The organism is Sphingomonas sp. S1-29 (genome assembly GCF_026167545.1).
Classification (GTDB): domain Bacteria; phylum Pseudomonadota; class Alphaproteobacteria; order Sphingomonadales; family Sphingomonadaceae; genus Sphingomonas.
The window spans coordinates 1764966-1781799 of record NZ_CP110678.1 but is presented as its reverse complement, the minus strand read 5'-3'; the positions used below and the strand labels follow the sequence as shown (position 1 = coordinate 1781799).

General features: G+C 66.2%; 15 protein-coding genes. 12 read left to right on the top strand and 3 right to left on the bottom strand.

Translation table 11 applies throughout. The features are described from left to right. Positions 1-61: 61 nt before the first annotated feature. The 7 genes from OKW76_RS08390 to OKW76_RS08360 all read left to right on the top strand — a co-directional run bounded on the left by OKW76_RS08390 (position 62) and on the right by OKW76_RS08360 (position 8536). Positions 62-886: a division plane positioning ATPase MipZ gene (locus OKW76_RS08390; protein ID WP_265548477.1), complete on the top strand. Its 825-nt coding sequence runs from the start codon at positions 62-64 to the stop codon at positions 884-886. Continuing rightward, complete coding sequence (locus tag OKW76_RS08385; RefSeq protein ID WP_265548476.1) at positions 886-1143, top strand: J domain-containing protein; 258 nt, start codon at positions 886-888, stop codon at positions 1141-1143. The genes OKW76_RS08390 and OKW76_RS08385 overlap by 1 nt, the downstream gene beginning before the upstream one ends. A 294-nt stretch (positions 1144-1437) precedes the next feature. Further along, on the top strand, positions 1438-2820 hold the full coding sequence (gene pgmG, locus OKW76_RS08380) for a phosphoglucomutase/phosphomannomutase PgmG (protein ID WP_265548475.1): 1383 nt from the start codon (positions 1438-1440) through the stop codon (positions 2818-2820). Positions 2821-3141: 321 nt separating this feature from the next. Further along, entirely contained in the window at positions 3142-3915 is a 774-nt protein-coding gene (locus tag OKW76_RS08375) for a bacteriorhodopsin-like (RefSeq protein WP_265548474.1), read from the top strand. A gap of 97 nt (positions 3916-4012) precedes the next feature. Then, complete coding sequence (locus OKW76_RS08370; protein ID WP_265548473.1) at positions 4013-4846, top strand: Brp/Blh family beta-carotene 15,15'-dioxygenase; 834 nt, start codon at positions 4013-4015, stop codon at positions 4844-4846. Positions 4847-5045: 199 nt separating this feature from the next. Further along, positions 5046-7724, top strand: a complete 2679-nt coding sequence (acnA, locus tag OKW76_RS08365) for an aconitate hydratase AcnA (RefSeq protein WP_265548472.1) — start codon at positions 5046-5048, stop codon at positions 7722-7724. A gap of 200 nt (positions 7725-7924) precedes the next feature. After that, complete coding sequence (locus OKW76_RS08360) at positions 7925-8536, top strand: hypothetical protein (RefSeq protein WP_265548471.1); 612 nt, start codon at positions 7925-7927, stop codon at positions 8534-8536. 210 nt (positions 8537-8746) lie between these two features. On the opposite strand, the gene OKW76_RS08355 is transcribed toward OKW76_RS08360, so the two are convergent. Continuing rightward, positions 8747-9745, bottom strand: coding sequence for an LLM class flavin-dependent oxidoreductase (locus OKW76_RS08355; RefSeq protein WP_265548470.1), 999 nt, complete (start codon positions 9743-9745; stop codon positions 8747-8749). A gap of 263 nt (positions 9746-10008) precedes the next feature. Between OKW76_RS08355 and OKW76_RS08350 the strand changes: the two genes are divergently transcribed. Next, positions 10009-10689, top strand: coding sequence for a pyrimidine 5'-nucleotidase (locus tag OKW76_RS08350; protein ID WP_265548469.1), 681 nt, complete (start codon positions 10009-10011; stop codon positions 10687-10689). After that, the gene (dapD, locus tag OKW76_RS08345) at positions 10674-11483 is read left to right on the top strand and encodes a 2,3,4,5-tetrahydropyridine-2,6-dicarboxylate N-succinyltransferase (RefSeq protein ID WP_265548468.1); all 810 of its coding nucleotides are present in this window, start codon (positions 10674-10676) and stop codon (positions 11481-11483) included. The genes OKW76_RS08350 and dapD overlap by 16 nt, the downstream gene beginning before the upstream one ends. Before the next feature lie 155 nt (positions 11484-11638). Here the strand turns inward: dapD and OKW76_RS08340 are convergent, their stop codons facing one another. Both OKW76_RS08340 and OKW76_RS08335 read right to left on the bottom strand, forming a co-directional pair. Continuing rightward, a complete protein-coding gene (locus tag OKW76_RS08340; RefSeq protein ID WP_265548467.1) occupies positions 11639-12067 on the bottom strand; it encodes a CoA-binding protein in 429 nt (142 codons plus the stop codon). 3 nt (positions 12068-12070) lie between these two features. After that, positions 12071-13030, bottom strand: a complete 960-nt coding sequence (locus OKW76_RS08335; RefSeq protein WP_265548466.1) for an Mrp/NBP35 family ATP-binding protein — start codon at positions 13028-13030, stop codon at positions 12071-12073. Between the two features lie 70 nt (positions 13031-13100). Between OKW76_RS08335 and hflK the strand changes: the two genes are divergently transcribed. The 3 genes from hflK to OKW76_RS08320 all read left to right on the top strand — a co-directional run bounded on the left by hflK (position 13101) and on the right by OKW76_RS08320 (position 16761). Continuing rightward, positions 13101-14249: a protease modulator HflK gene (gene hflK, locus OKW76_RS08330; protein ID WP_265548465.1), complete on the top strand. Its 1149-nt coding sequence runs from the start codon at positions 13101-13103 to the stop codon at positions 14247-14249. Positions 14250-14272: 23 nt separating this feature from the next. Next, positions 14273-15112 (top strand): protease modulator HflC, encoded by an 840-nt coding sequence (hflC, locus tag OKW76_RS08325; protein WP_265552849.1) that lies wholly within the window; start codon positions 14273-14275, stop codon positions 15110-15112. A 116-nt stretch (positions 15113-15228) separates the two neighbouring features. Further along, positions 15229-16761, top strand: a complete 1533-nt coding sequence (locus OKW76_RS08320; RefSeq protein ID WP_265548464.1) for a Do family serine endopeptidase — start codon at positions 15229-15231, stop codon at positions 16759-16761. The last annotated feature ends 73 nt before the right edge of the window (positions 16762-16834 follow it).

The window sequence follows — 16834 nt, the reverse complement described above, 5'->3', positions numbered from 1 at the left end:
GGAAGAGAGCGCAGCGTCCTATGGAAGCGCGCAGGGGCAATCAACATGGGAATATTGCGTCTTGGGTAGTGGTGCCAACGGGCTGCACGTCATCGTCTTCGCCAACGAAAAGGGCGGGACGGGCAAATCGACGACCGCGGTGCATACCGCGATCGCGCTGGCGGCGCGCGGCGCGCGGGTGACCGCGCTCGACCTCGACCATCGCCAGCGCACGCTGGGGCGCTATCTCGACAATCGCGCCGCGACGATGAAGCGTACCGGGCGCACGCTGCCGATGCCGCGCCACGAGACGCATGACGGCACCTCGCTCGCCAATTTCGAACGCGCGCTCGAACGGCTGAGCGAGGACAGCGACTATCTGGTGATCGACACGCCGGGCCGCGACGACGAATTCGCGCGGATCGCGGTGACCAATGCCGACACGCTGGTGACGCCGATGAACGACAGCTTCGTCGATTTCGACCTGATCGGCCAGGTCGATCCCGATACCTTCCAGGTGACGCGCCCCAGCTTCTATTCCGAGCTGATCTGGGAATCGCGCAAGCGCCGCGCCAAGGCCGATGGATCGACGATCGACTGGGTCGTGCTGCGCAACCGGCTCCAGCATATCGAGGCGCGCAACATGCGCCGGGTGTCCGAGGCGATCAATCAATTGTCGCGCCGCGTCGGCTTTCGCGTCATTTCGGGACTCTCCGAGCGCGTGATCTATCGCGAGCTGTTCCCTTCGGGGCTGACGATGCTCGATTCGCGCGACTTCGGCGAGATGGGGCTGGCGCATGTCGCCGCGCGCCAGGAATTGCGCGAGATGATGGCCGGGCTCGCGCTCCCCGACCGCGCCGCCGCGCCGGTCCAGCGCCAGCCCGATCCGACGACGGCCGCCGCCTGATGGGCAAGCTCGTCTTCGCCCTCGTCCTGATGGCGGTGATCTGGTGGCTGTTCTTCGCGCGCAAGGGCCGCCACCCCAAGCTGCGCGACGACGAAGCCCGCCAGGTGCTGGGGGTCGGCGCCAACGCCGACGCCGAGGCGATCCGCGCCGCGCACCGCCGGCTGATCACTGCGGTCCATCCCGACAAGGGCGGCTCTGCCGACCTGACCAAGCGGATCAACGCGGCGAGGGACGTGCTGCTCAAGCGGCTGCGCTAGCCTTCTCCCCTCCCTCCTCTTCTCCCCTCCCTGGAAGGGAGGGGCCGGGGGTGGGTGGGGGCCTGGAGCTACGGCACCGCGCAGAGCCCCGGGAACCGTATCGCTACCACTCGACCCACCCCCAGCCCCTCCCTTCCAGGGAGGGGAGTCTAAGGGGGGAGCCATCAACTCCCAATTGATCCATTCGACAGATCGAACGTTACACCCACGTCGCGCCTTCCCCAGGCGCCGGCGTCATTGCACTTTCACGCGATCACGCCAAAGACTGCCACAAGATCTTGAGGAGACCATCGCATGCCCCATCGTTTCGACCACACGTCGCTTCGTGAATACGACATCCGCGGAATCGTCGGCAAGACGCTCGGCACCGCCGATGCCGACGCGATCGGGCGCGGGTTCGCGACGCTGGTGCGGCGCGCGGGCGGCACGCGCGTGGCGGTGGGACGCGATGGCCGGCATTCGTCGCCCGAGCTCGAGGCGGCGCTGGTCGCGGGTCTCACCGGCGCTGGCGTCGATGTGGTCCGCGTCGGCCTCGGCCCCACGCCGATGCTCTATTATGCCGAAGCCACGCTAGAGGTTGATGGCGGCATACAGATAACCGGCAGCCATAATCCCGCCGAGTATAATGGCTTCAAGATGGTGATGCAGCATCGGCCGTTCTTTGGCGCCGACATCCAGACGCTCGGCACGATGGCTGCCGAGGGCGATTGGGAGACCGGCGAGGGCGTCGTCACCGACGTCGACATCATGGACGATTATGTCGGTCGGCTGATGGCGGGCTATGCCGGCGGCACCTATCGGATCGGCTGGGACGCGGGCAACGGCGTGTCGGGTCCGGTGATCGAGAAGCTGGTCAAGCTCCTGCCCGGCGAGCATCACTTGCTCTACACCGATGTCGACGGCGATTTTCCCAACCATCATCCCGATCCTACCGAAGAAAAGAACCTGGCCGATCTCAAGGCGCTCGTCGCCGAGAAACAGCTCGATTTCGGACTGGCGTTCGATGGTGACGGCGACCGGATCGGCGCGATCGACGGCGAAGGCCGCGTGATCTGGGGCGATCAGCTTCTGTCCATTCTGGCCGAACCGGTGCTGCGCGAGCTGCCCGGCGCGACGATCATCGCCGATGTGAAGGCCAGCCAGGCGCTGTACGACCGGATCGACGAGCTCGGCGGCAAGCCCTTGATGTGGAAGACCGGCCACAGCCTCATCAAGATGAAGATGAAGGAAACCGATTCGCCGCTCGCAGGCGAGATGAGCGGCCACATCTTCTTCGCGCACGAATATTACGGGTTCGACGACGCGCAATATGCTGCGGTGCGGTTGATCCGCGCCGCGCACATGATCGGCAAGTCGATGACGCAGCTTCGCGGCGAGATGCCGGCGATGGTCAACACCCCCGAAATGCGCTTCCAGGTCGATGAAAGCCGCAAGTTCGCGGTGATCGACGAAGTGCTCGAGCGGCTGAAGGCCGAGGGCGCCGACATCAACAACACCGATGGCGCGCGGGTGAACACTCCCGATGGCTGGTGGCTGCTGCGCGCATCGAACACCCAGGACGTGCTGGTCGCGCGCGCCGAGGCGAAGGACCAGGCCGGGCTCGATCGCCTGATGGCGATGATCGACGCCCAGCTCGCGGCAAGTGGGCTCGAGCGCGGGGCACAAGCCGCGCACTGAGGCCTAATCTCCCATCCCTGGAAGGGAGGGGCCGGGGGTGGGTAGGGGCCTGATGTTACGGCGCCCCGCCCACCCGTACCTCCAGCCATCGATTCCCCCGCAACCCCTCCCTGTCAGGGGGCGGAGTGGTAGCAGCGCTAGCCGCCGGGTGGGGCATCCCCCACGCCCCCCCGCGCCCCGCCGCTACCCGCTTTATACCTACGCCATAAGGCCTAGCTTGGATGACCCCAAGTTAAGGCGGATATCCCAATCAGCACCTTCATAGAAAAGTCGACCGCGATGTGCGGGACGGCGAACAATGCTGTGCAAAGGGATTGAGATATGGAAACCGTATCGGCTGGGCAATATTTCCTGATATATAATGCGTTTTCTCTAACGTTCGCGACTATGTCTGCTGCTGCATTGTTTCTGTGGTTCGGGCGTTCACAAGTAACCCCGCCTTATCGTACTGCGCTGGTGATTTCGGGGCTGGTCTGCGCGATTGCAGCCTATCATTATTTCCGCATCTTCGAGAGCTGGACCGCCGCCTACGAAGTGCGTGGTGCCGAGATCACCGCGACCGGATATGCGTTCAACGATGCCTATCGCTACGTCGATTGGCTGCTGACCGTCCCGCTGCTGCTGATCGAGCTGGTGCTGGTCATGCGCTTGTCCGAATCGGAAACGGTGTCGAAGTCGGTGCGCCTCGGTGCCGCTGCGGTCCTGATGATCGCGCTGGGCTATCCGGGCGAAGTCGCCGCCGACAACGGCACGCGTGCTTTGTGGGGTACTTTGTCGACGATCCCCTTCCTCTACATCGTCTGGGAGCTGTTCCGCGGGCTTGGCGCCGCGATCGATCGCCAGCCCGAGGCCGTCCGGCCGCTGATCCGCAAGGCGCGGTTGCTGACCTTCGCGTCATGGGGCTTCTACCCGATCGTCTATATGGCGCCCTTCGCCGATATCTCGGGCGCGAGCGCCGAGACGACGATCCAGATCGGCTACACGCTGGCCGACATCATCGCCAAGGCTGGCGTCGGCGTGATGATCTACATGATCGCAGTCCGGAAGTCGGCGATCGAGCGCGACACCGCCGCGCCGGCTACCGTCGTCGCATGACTTTGGTCGCGTGAATATCGCGGCGGCCGACCGGGAGCGTATCGCGCGCCCGGTCGGCCTGCGTCTGTTTCGGCCGGCGGATGCGCCATTCTGGATCATGGCGAGTGCGCTGGGCGCCGCGCTGCTCGCGGGCATTCGGCTCGACACGCCGATCGCTTCGCTGGCCGCGGCGATCGTCTTCTTGCTGGGTGGCCTGCCGCATGGCGCCTTCGACCTGGCGGTCGCGCGCCGCTTCGCGCGCAGCGGCTCGGCTTCCTACGCGCATTCGGCAGCGCTCTATGCGCTGGTGCTCGGGGTCGCCGCGACCGCCTGGACGCTGGCACCGCACGTCGCGCTACCGATCTTCCTCGTGCTCGCCGCGCTGCACTTCGCCGCCGACTGGTCGATGGTCGGCGAGCGATTCGTCGAAACCGGGGTAGGGGTGGCGCTGGTCGCGCTTCCGATTGCGGCGCATCCGATCGCGGTCGGCGATATCTTTGCGGCAATGGGTGGGGTCGATGCCGCCGCGATTATCGGTCGTGGCGGCATGATGATCGCGCCGGTCGCGACGCTGGTCGCAATGATCGGCGTGGCCATCCTCATCGAACGTGATCGGTGGGGTGATGCCGCGCAGCTCGGCGGATCGGTGGTCGCGATGCTCGTGCTGCCGCCGCTCTGGGGCTTCGCGCTGTATTTCACCTGCGTCCATTCGGTGCGCCACCTGCGCGAGATCGGTGAGGCGCTGCCCGGCGCCAGCCGGGCGATGTGGCTGCGGACCGGCGCCGGCCTGACGCTGGCCGCGCTTGCGATCGGCTATGCGCTGTTGCCCGCGATGCGCCATGTGGCAGCGCCAGGCTTCGTGCCCGCCGCCTTCGTCCTGCTCGCCATCCTGTTTATGCCGCATCTGGTATTGTCGGCGCGGATCGAAGCGTTGCGCCGCCTGGCCGCCTGAAAGCGGCTCGTAAAGGGCTAGGCTGGCGCGCGCAGGAAACCGAACGGCTGCCCGCGCGTCTTCCACCTAAGTCACCCTTCCCCCCGCGGCACCCCCTTGCTACAGCCGCCGGGAACCAAGCATTCACAAGCTCGCAGGCAAGCGTGCGCGCGGCTTCCGCCGCCTCCCCGCCGCTTCCCCGCAACCGGAAAGGCACGCCATGACCGCCATCGGCAACGATACCCTCGGCACCCGCGACACGCTCGATGTCGGCGGTACCACCTATCATTATTACAGCCTCGTAAAGGCCGCCGCGAAGCTCGGCGACGTCAGCCGCCTGCCCTTCTCGATGAAGGTGCTGCTCGAAAACATGCTGCGCTTCGAGGACGGCACCACCGTCACCACCGAGGACGCGCAGGCATTGGTCGACTGGCAGAAGGATGCCCGCTCGAACCGCGAGATCCAGTATCGCCCCGCGCGCGTGCTGATGCAGGATTTCACCGGCGTGCCGTGCGTCGTCGATCTCGCGGCGATGCGCGATGCGATCACCGGGCTGGGTGGCGATCCGGCCAAGATCAACCCGCAGGTGCCGGTGCATCTGGTGATCGATCACTCGGTGATGGTCGATGAATTCGGCACCCCCAAGGCGTTCGAGAACAATGTCGATCTCGAATATGAGCGCAATTCGGAGCGGTACGAGTTCCTGAAATGGGGATCGAAGGCGCTCGACAATTTCAAGGTCGTCCCCCCCGGCACCGGCATCTGCCACCAGGTGAACCTCGAATATGTCAGCCAGGCAGTGTGGTCGTCGAAGGTCACCGGCAGCGACGACGGCGACATGATCGCCTATCCCGACACGCTGGTGGGCACCGACAGCCACACCACGATGGTCAACGGCCTGGGCGTGCTCGGCTGGGGCGTCGGCGGGATCGAGGCCGAGGCGGCGATGCTCGGCCAGCCCGTCTCGATGCTGATCCCCGAAGTCGTCGGCTTCAAGCTGACCGGCGCGCTCAAGGAAGGCATCACCGCCACCGATCTGGTGCTGACGGTCACGCAGATGCTGCGCGCCAAGGGCGTGGTCGGCCGCTTCGTTGAATTTTACGGCCCTGGCCTTGCCAGCATGAGCCTCGCCGATCGCGCGACGATCGCCAACATGGCGCCCGAATATGGCGCGACCTGCGGCTTCTTCCCGATCGACGACAAGACGCTCGATTATATGCGCCTCACCGGGCGTGACGAAGCGACCGTCGCGCTGGTCGAAGCCTATGCCAAGGCACAGGGCATGTGGCGGTTGGACGATGTCGCCGATCCGATCTTCACTGACACGCTCGAACTCGACATGAGCAGCGTCGAGCCGAGCCTTGCCGGCCCCAAGCGTCCGCAGGATCGCGTCTCGCTCGGCCATGTCGACGACACCTTCAACAGCGATCTCGCGACGGTGTATAAGAAGGCGGGCGCGGTCCGCGTGCCGGTTGAGGGCGCGACGCATGACATCGGCGATGGCGACGTCGTGATCGCTGCGATCACCTCGTGCACCAACACCTCGAACCCAAGCGTGCTGATCGCTGCAGGCCTGGTCGCGCGCAAGGCACGCGCCGCGGGCCTCACCCCCAAGCCCTGGGTGAAGACCTCGCTCGCGCCGGGCAGCCAGGTGGTGACCGACTATCTCGACAAGGCGGGCCTGACCGAAGACCTCAACGCGATGGGCTTCAATCTGGTCGGCTATGGCTGCACCACCTGCATCGGCAATTCAGGGCCGCTCGCCGAGCCGATTTCGGCGGCGATCAACGGCAACGACATCGTCGCCGCATCGGTGCTGTCGGGTAATCGCAACTTCGAAGGCCGCGTGTCGGCGGATGTGCGCGCCAACTTCCTCGCCTCGCCGCCGCTCGTGGTCGCCTATGCGATCAAGGGCACGGTGACCGAGGACATGTACGACACCCCGCTGGGCGAGGGCACCAACGGTCCGGTGTTCCTCAAGGACATCTGGCCGACCAACGAGGAAGTCGCCTCGACGATGGCCGCCAACATCGACGACGGCATGTTCCGCGCGCGCTATGGCAATGTTTATGCGGGTGACCAGCATTGGGCTGGCATCCAGGTTGAAGGGTCGGACACCTATCGTTGGCCCGCTGCGTCAACTTACATCGCCAATCCGCCCTATTTCGAAGGGCTAACGATGACCCCCGCGCCGGTCGCCGACATCATCGAAGCCAAGCCGCTGGCGATCCTGGGCGATTCGATCACCACCGATCACATCTCGCCCGCCGGCAGCATCAAGGCCGATTCGCCCGCCGGCAGCTTCCTGCAAGAGCATCAGGTCAACAAGAAGGACTTCAACAGCTACGGCGCGCGCCGCGGCAACCATGACGTGATGATGCGCGGCACCTTTGCCAACATCCGCATCAAGAACGAAATGGTCCCCGGCGTCGAGGGCGGCATGAGCCGGTATGAAGGCGAGACGATGCCGATCTATGACGCAGCGATGCGCCACAAGGCCGACGGCACGCCGCTGGTGGTGATCGCGGGCAAGGAATATGGCACCGGATCGTCGCGCGACTGGGCGGCCAAGGGCACCAATCTGCTCGGCGTCCGCGCGGTGATCACCGAAAGCTTCGAGCGTATCCACCGTTCGAACCTGGTCGGCATGGGCGTGTTGCCGCTTCAGTTCGCCGAAGGCGTCACGCGCCAGACGTTGGGGCTGACCGGCGACGAGACCTTCACGATCACCGGCGTCGCCGGCATCCGTCCGCGCCAGGACGTCGAAGTGCAACTGGTCCGCGCCGACGGCTCGACCGAAAGCTTCATGACCAAGTGCCGGATCGATACCGTCAACGAGCTCGAATATTTCCTCAACGGCGGCATCCTCCACTACGTCCTGCGCAAGCTGGCGGCGTAAACGAACCAAAGTCCCTCCCTTTTAGGGAGGGGTTGGGGTGGGTAGCGTCTCGGCGATCCTGCCGCGCTTGGCGGTACCGGCAATCGTAGCAAGAGCCCTCGACCCACCCCCGGCCCCTCCCTTTCAGGGAGGGGAGTTTGATCGTTAACCATCTGGCGTTACACCGCTCCTTTCGTCCGACGACGAGCGGGAGAGTGACGTTGAAGAAACCGATGACGGTCGCGCAGCTGACCGAATTGGGGCGGGTGCAATTGTCGCCCAGCTTTTACCTGCGCGATTTCCTTTATTCGGATATCGCCGCGATCCACGGCCTTTCGAACATTCCCGACAATCCCGACCTGGCGATCGAGGCGGGGAAGCGGCTGTGCGTCGAACTGCTCGAGCCGCTGCAGGACGCGTTCGGCCGGATCGCGATCCGCTCCGCCTATCGCTCGGCCGAGGTGAATGCGCTTGGCAACGCCAAGGGCTATAATTGCGCGTCGAACGAACGAAACGTCGCGCGTCACATCTGGGACGTGCGCGACAGCGCCGGGCGGATGGGCGCGACCGCGTGCATCGTCGTGCCGAGCTTCGCCAACCGCTTCGACCAGTCCGGCGACTGGAAGCGGCTGGCATGGTGGATCCACGACCATCTGCCCTATGCGATGATCGAGGCGTTTCCGGTGCGCTGGGCGATGAACCTCTCGTGGCACGAGGTGCCGTCGCGGATGATCTTCAGCCACGTTCCCGATGCGCGGGGGTATCTGACGAAGCCGGGCATGGCGAACCACGAGGGTAGCCATGAGAGCGAATGGGCGGGGATTTTGCCGTAACGCCTTCCCTCTCCCGCTGGCGGGAGAGGGTTGCGAAGACTTGGTTTCGCTTCTTCAGCGAGGCCTAGTCGTAGCTGGGTGAGGGTGCCGCGCTTGCACTCGCAAGCGCGCGGCGCGAGAGCGCCGCACCACCCTCATCCAACCTGCGCTAGGCCGCTTCGCGACCAAGCTTCGGTATCCTTCTCCCGCCAGCGGGAGAAGGCATCTCACTCAGGCCGCGAGCCGCAATCCCTGCATCGCCTCGGCCGTCAGCGCGATGCTGCGCAGCCGCGCTTCGGGATCATAGGTCGCCCCCGCGATCATCAGCTCATCGACGCCGGTGCGCGCGACGAATGCCGCGATCTCGCGCGCCACTGTCGCAGGCGACCCGATCGCGGAGCACGACAGCACCTGTTCGAGCATCGCCGCCCCCTGCGCGCCCAGGCTGGCGCGATAATCGCGTACCGGCGGTTGCATCTTGCCCGGATTGCCGGTGCGCAGCGCGACGAAGGATTGCTCCATCGAGCTTGCCAGATAGCGCGCTTCCTCGTCGGTGTCGGCGGCGAACACGTTGAACCCCGCCATCACATGCGGGCGCTCGAGCGCTGCCGAAGGCCGGAAGTCGCGGCGGTAGATCGCGATCGCCTGGTCGAGCGCATCGGGCGCGAAGTGCGAGGCAAAGGCATAGGGCAGCCCGAGCATCGCCGCGAGCTGCGCGCCGAACAGGCTCGACCCCAGGATCCAGATCGCGACATCGGCGCCGGCGCCGGGCACCGCACGGATGCCGGTCTGCCCGTCGTCGGCGAAATAGCTTTGCAGCTCCATCACGTCGTTGGGAAAGCCGTTGGGATCGCTTTCGAGCGACCGGCGCAGTGCGCGGGCGGTGCGCTGGTCGGATCCCGGCGCGCGGCCCAGCCCCAGGTCGATCCGTCCCGGGAACAACGCATCGAGCGTGCCGAACTGTTCGGCCACCACCAACGGCGCATGATTGGGCAGCATGATCCCGCCCGCGCCGACGCGGATTCGGCCGGTCGCGGCGGCGACATGGCCGATGACGACCGAGGTCGCGCCGCCGGCGATGCCCGGCATGCCGTGATGCTCGGCAATCCAGTAGCGCGAATAGCCATGCGCTTCGGCCTGGCGCGCATAAGCGGCGGTATCGGCGAGCGCGGTGGCGACGGTGCCGCCCTCGCGGACGGGGACGAGATCGTGGATCGAATATTGGGTCATGGGCAAGGAGATGGGGGCGGGCGGGGCGGTGCGCCAGCATCGGCTTTCTTGGGATGGGCATAGCAATGATGCCGACCGGCTGACGATAACGTGCCCTCATCCCCCGTTCGTTTCGAGCGAAGTCGAGAAACCTATGTCGCGCTGCGTGGCGGTTTCTCGACTTCGCTCGAAACGAACGGGTTTGTGTGCGCTCGAAACGAACGGCTTGATGTAAGCCCGAAACAACAGTTTCGCGCGAGCGCCTCGCGCGCTACACGCCCGCCATGCTCGCTTCGCTGTCGCACGTCCGCACCTGGGTCTTCGATCTCGACAACACGCTGTACCCGGCAAGCGCGGGGCTGTTCGCGCAGATCGACGCGCGGATGACGCAATATATCTGCGACATCGACGGCTGCGACCGCGACACCGCGCTGCAGATCCAGAAGCGGCATTTCCACGCGCACGGCACGACGCTGTCGGGGCTGCTCGCCGACCGCGACATCGATCCGCACCATTTCCTCGATTACGTCCACGACGTCGACATGAGCGTGCTCGATGCCGACGAAGCGCTGGTCGCGGCGATCGATCGGCTGCCGGGGCGCAAGCTGGTCTTCACCAACGGCGATGCGCCCTATGCGCGCCGCGTGCTCGACGCGATCGGCATGGCGGACAGCTTCGAGGGCATCCACGACATCCATGGCATGGGCTATCTGCCCAAGCCGCACGCTGCCGCTTATGCCGGTCTCTGCGACGCCTTCGGGATCGACCCCGCGAGCGCGTTGTTCGCCGAAGACATGGCGCGCAACCTTGCGCCCGCCAAGGCGATCGGCATGCGCACGCTTTGGATCGACAACGGCTCCGAACAGCATGGCTGCGGAACCCGCGATTATATCGATTTCACCACGCCCGATCTGCGCGCGTGGCTGCACGACATTCTGGAGGAACACCCATGCGCGACCAGCTGAGCACGATCATCGACACTGCGTGGGATGATCGCACGAGCATCTCCACCGCCACCACCGGCGAAGTCCGCGATGCGGTCGATCAGGCGCTGGCACTGCTCGATTCGGGCGAGGCGCGCGTTGCCGAGCCTGATGGCGCTGGCGGCTGGCAGGTGAACCAGTGGCTCAAGAAAGCGGTGCTGCTGTCGTTCCGGCTCAACGACAATGCCGTGATGGCGGGCGGCTTCGACAAGGTGCCGTCGAAATTCGCCACTTGGGACGACGCGCGCTTCCGCGCCGCGGGCTTTCGCGCGGTGCCGGGCAGCGTGGTGCGGCAGGGCGCGTTCATCGGCAAGGGCGCGGTGCTGATGCCGAGCTTCGTCAACATCGGCGCCTATGTCGGCGAAGGCACGATGGTCGATACCTGGGCGACGGTGGGCAGCTGCGCGCAGATCGGCCGCAACGTGCATTTGTCGGGGGGCGCGGGGATCGGCGGCGTGCTCGAACCGCTGCAGGCGAACCCGGTGGTGATCGAGGACGGTGCGTTCATCGGTGCGCGTGCCGAAGTCGCCGAGGGCGTGATCGTCCGCGAGGGCGCGGTGCTGTCGATGGGGGTGTATCTCGGCGCATCGACCAAGATCATCGACCGCGCGACCGGTGAAGTCCGCACCGGCGAAGTCCCGCCCTATGCGGTGGTGGTCCCCGGCACGATCGGCGGCGGCGACGGCAAGCCGGCGCTCTATTGCGCGGTGATCATCAAGCAGGTCGACGAGCGTACGCGGAGCAAGACCAGCATCAACGAACTGCTGCGCGACTAGCCTATTACGTGACTACGGGGGTGGGGGCTTACCCATCCCCGTTCGTGCCGAGTTTGTCGAAGCACCGTCCTTCTTGCGCTGACCGTCTTTAGAAAGGACGGCCCTTCGACAAGCTCAGGGCGAACGGTGGTAGGGGGAGGGCCTCCGGGCCAGCCTCAACCGACCCCCGCAACCCCCAACCGCGCAATCTCGATCTTGGGGCAGCGGTCCATCACCACCTGCAGCCCCGCAGCCTCGGCGCGCGCCGCGGCGGCGTCGTCGACCACCCCGAGCTGCATCCACACCGCCTTCGCGCCGATCGCGATTGCCTCGTCGACCACGCCGCCGGCATCGGCCGACTTGCGGAAGATGTCGACGATGTCGATCGGGTCGCCCAGTTGGCCGAGCTCGCGGAACACGAATTCGCCATGGATATGTTCGCCGGTGATCTGCGGATTCACCGGAATCACGCGATAGCCGTGGCGCTGGAGCGCCGCCATCACCTGGTTCGACGCGCGATCGGGGCGGTCCGATGCGCCGACCAGCGCGATCGTGCGCGCGCTTTCGAGCAGCGCCTTGATATCCTCGTCGCGGTTCAGCGGCATCGCTTAGTCCTTTCGATCGAGCCACGCATCGACGCACGCGGCGAGATCATGGAACGCGGCGCCCTCGGGGCCGTTCCCCGCCGCCGGCGGCTCGCCCGCGTCCGATGCGCTGCGGATCGCGATCGCCAGCGGGATTCGCCCGAGGAACGGCACGCCCAGGGTAGCCGCCGCCGCCTCGGCGCCGCCCGACCCGAACGGGTCCGAAACTTCGCCGCAATGCGGACAGGCATAGCCCGCCATATTCTCGACGATGCCGATCACCGGCACCCCGGTCTGCCCGAACAGGTCGATCGCGCGCCGCGCGTCGATCAGCGCCAGATCCTGCGGGGTTGATACGATCACCACGCCTTCGGGCTTGTGCTTCTGGATCATCGTCAATTGGACGTCGCCGGTGCCCGGCGGCATGTCGACCACCAGAAGATCGGCCTCCCACGCGCCGTCGACCAATTGGGTCAGCGCGTTGGTCGCCATCGGCCCGCGCCAGGCGAGCGCCTTTTCAGGACCGACCAACTGGCCGACCGACAGCACCGGCACGCCATAGGCAGTCGGCACCGGCACCAGCTTGTTGTCGCGCGCTTCGGGCTTGATCCCGACCACGCCGAGCAGGGTGGGCTGCGAAGGGCCATAGATATCGGCGTCGATCATCCCCACCGACCGGCCGCGCGCCGCCAGCGCGATCGCCAGATTGGTCGACACGGTCGATTTGCCGACGCCGCCCTTGCCGCTGGCGACCGCGATCAGCCGGCGGCGGGTGCGCTGGCTGGTCTGCGCGACGCGTACCGCCTCGACCCCCGGCACCGAAGCCGTCGCGGCTTCGACCTCGGCGGCAAGCGCATCGCGCGCGCTGGTCGACAGCCCGCTGACGTCGAGGATCACATTGGCGCGCGGCCCGTCGGTGCGGACGGTGGCGCGGCCCGCGGCGAGCGGGGCGAGGATGGCTTCGATGGCGGCCTGAAGGGTCATGCCACGCGATCTATACCTACAAACGGCACACGGCACTGTAATTCGCCGTGCGCCGCCTTATAAAGATTGCATGTGGAACCTAAACGGGTGGATCGCACGCGCTGGCGTGCTTCGTAACGACAATCCGAAAGGCCCCTGGGGCGGCGGTGGCGCGGGCGGCAATGGATCGGGCGGCGGCGACAGCGGCGGCCCGCGCAACCCCTGGGCGTTCCCGCCCGAGGGGCGGCGCGCCAAGCCCGGCACCGCGACCTCGCTCGACGAGTTCCTCAAACGCGCCAAACGTGGCGGCGGGGGAGGCGGCGGCGGCTTCGGCGGCGGCAATTTCCAGGTGCCCGGCGGGCGCTCGATCTGGTTTCTCGGGCTCGGGCTGCTGGTGCTGCTCTGGATCGCCTTCACCTCGATCCATCCGATCGGCCCGCAGGAACGCGGCGTCGTGTCGCTGTTCGGTCGCTATTCGACCACCTTGTCCCCCGGCATCAACCTGACGCTGCCCGCCCCTTTCGCGACCGTGCAGAAGGTGGACGTCCAGGAAATCCGTACCGACGACTTCCCGCAGGCGAGCACTGAGAATCTGGTGCTGACCGGTGACCAGAACATCATCGACCTGGCCTATTCGGTGCGCTGGGACGTCAAGAATGCCGAGGATTTCGTCTTCGAACTCGCCAGCCCGCGCGACACCGTGCGCGCGGTCGCCGAAAGCGCGATGCGCGAAGCGGTGGCGGGCACCACGCTCGACCAGGCGATCGGCGCCGGACGGACTTCGATCGAGGCGGAAGTCGCGATCCGGATGCAGACGATCCTCGACCAATATGGCTCGGGAATCCGTGTCCAGGGCGTGGCGATCAAGCAGGCGGTTGCACCGCAGGCGGTCGACGAGGACTTCAAGGCGGTGAGCGCCGCGCAGCAGAAGGCGCAGGCCGACATCAACCAGGCACGCGCCTATGCGCAGCAAATCTTGGCGCGCGCACAGGGTGAAGCCGCCAGCTTCGACAAGATCTACGAGCAATATCGCCAGGCCCCCGAAGTGACCCGCCGCCGTCTGTATTACGAGACAATGGAAGCGGTGCTCGCCAATTCGAACAAGACGATCGTCGAGGCACCCGGGGTAACCCCCTATCTGCCGCTGCCCGATGCCGCCGGCCGCCGTGCGCCGACCGCGCAGGTCGCGCCGCAGACCCCCGACGCGCCCGCCGCCGCAACCCAGGGAATCCAGCCGTGAACGCCAGCCTTTTTCGCAATCCGATGGCGATCGGCATCCTGTTGCTGGCGCTGGTCGTGCTGTTGGCAAACACGTTGGTGGTCGTCCCCGAAACCAAGCAGGCGGTGATCCTGCGCTTCCAGCAGCCGATCGGCACGGTCAACGCCTGGCGTCCCAACCAGGCGTTCGGCAACACCGGCGCGGGGCTGATCGCCAAGATCCCGTTCATCGACCGCGTCGTTTGGGTCGACAAGCGGGTGCTCGACATCGAGCTCGACAACCAGCCGGTGCTCTCGACCGATCAGCTGCGGTTGCAGGTCGACGCCTTTGCCCGCTTCCGCGTCGTCAATCCGCTGCAGATGGTCGTTACGGCAGGATCGGAGGCACGCGTCGCCGACCAGCTTCGCCCGATCCTCGGCTCGGCGCTGCGCAACGAGCTCGGCAAGCGCGAGTTCGCGGCCTTGCTGAGCCCCGAGCGCGGGCAGGTGATGGACAATATCCAGGCGGGGCTCGACCGCGTCGCGCGGCAGTACGGCGTCGAGATCGTCGACGTTCGCATCCGCCATGCCGATCTGCCCACCGGCACCCCGCTCGAATCGGCGCTGCGCCGGATGGGCACCGCACGCCGCCAGGAAGCACTGACGATCGAGGCGCAGGGGATGCGCCAGGCGCAGATCATCCGCGCCGACGCCGATGCACAGGCCGCCCGCGTCTATGCCGAAAGCTTCAACAAGGACGCGCAATTCTACGATTTCTATCGCGCGATGCAGTCCTATCGCTACAGCTTCGGCGCCGATGGCGACGAGAAGCGCGGCGGTACCTCGATCATCTTGTCGCCACAAACCAATGACTATCTGCGCGAGTTTCAGGGCCAGGGAAACTAGACTAAGAACTCAAGGGGGAACGGACGACCGTCGCTGACGGTTCGTTCATATTCAATCGCAGTTCAGCATCGGTGTTGCATCTGTGCGCCACACCGAATCTTGAGAGGAAACGACGAGTGCGTTACGCCTACGCCATCACTTCCGCCCTGTTGCTGGGCGGCACCGCTGTCACCCTGGCAGTCCAGCCCAGCGCTACCTCGGCGCAGACCGCGCAGAACGAGCCCGGCGCGATCAACGCCAGCGCGCCGCGCATGGGCGCGCCGATGAGTTTTGCCGACATGGTCGCCAAGCTCCAGCCCGCTGTCGTCAACATCTCGACCAAGCAGCGGATCACCGCCGCCAACACCCCGAATCCGTTCGCCGGCACGCCGTTCGAGCAGTTCTTCAATAACCAGCAGGGCGGCGGCGGGCGTCCGCGCGAGGGATCGTCGCTCGGATCGGGGTTCCTGATCTCGGCCGACGGCTATGTCGTCACCAACAACCATGTGATCGCTCCCGGCGCGCCCAACGCGACGGTCGAATCGGTCACCGTGACGCTCGCCGACCAGAAGGAATATGAAGCCCGCGTCGTCGGCCGCGATGCCGCGTCGGACCTTGCGGTGCTCAAGATCGAGGGGCGCAACCTGCCCTTCGTCCGCTTCGGCAATTCGCAGCAGGCGCGCGTCGGCGACTGGGTGATCGCGATCGGCAACCCGTTCGGGCTCGGCGGATCGGTGACCGCGGGGATCATCTCGGCGGTCAACCGCGTCACGGGCAATCCCGGCCAGCAGGCGGCGTTCGATCGCTTCATCCAGACCGATGCCTCGATCAACCGCGGCAATTCGGGCGGTCCGATGTTCGACATGCAGGGCAACGTCATCGGCATCAACTCGCAGATATTGTCGCCCACCGGCGGCAATGTCGGCATTGGCCTGGCGATTCCCGCCGAACAGGCCAAGCCGATCGTCGACACGCTGATGAAGGGCAAGACCCCGACGCGCGGCTATCTCGGCGTCGGCCTGCAGGCGATCGACGAGGATCTGGCCGCTGCGCTGGGCGTCGATCGCAACAAGGGCGAGCTGATCCGCTCGGTCGAACCCGGCCAGCCCGCCGCCGCCGCTGGCATCCGCCAGGGCGACGTCGTGACGCGCGTCAACAACCAGGAAGTGACGCCGCAGAACAACCTCAGCTTCATCGTCTCGAACACCCCCCCGGGTACGCGCATTCCGGTTGAAGTGCTGCGCGACGGACGTCGCCAGACGCTGACCGTCACCGTCGGCACGCGGCCGAGCGACGAGGATCTCGCGGGCGGCTTCCAGATGGACGAAGAGGGCCAGGCCGGTCCCGATGCGATGATCAAGCCGCAGGAAAATGCCCCCGCGGGCGTAACGGTGCAGCCGCTCACCCCGGTGATCGCGCGCACGCTCGGCTTCGAAGCCTCGACCCGCGGCGTCGTCGTCGCGGCGACCGACCCCAACAGCGATGCCGCGACCAAGGGGCTTCGCCGCGGCGTGGTGATCATGTCGGTCAACCGCACCCCGGTAACGACGGCGGCCGACTTTGCGGCGCAGATCGCCGCGGCACGCCGTGCCAACCGCCCATCGGTGCTGCTCTACGTCATGGTGCCCCGCGCGCCGGTCGGCACCTATATCGCGATCGATATCGACTGATCGCGTTTCACCGACCGCCGGGCTGCTGACGCGGGCCGCCCACTCGCCTATGCCTGCTCCTCGACAATCGGGA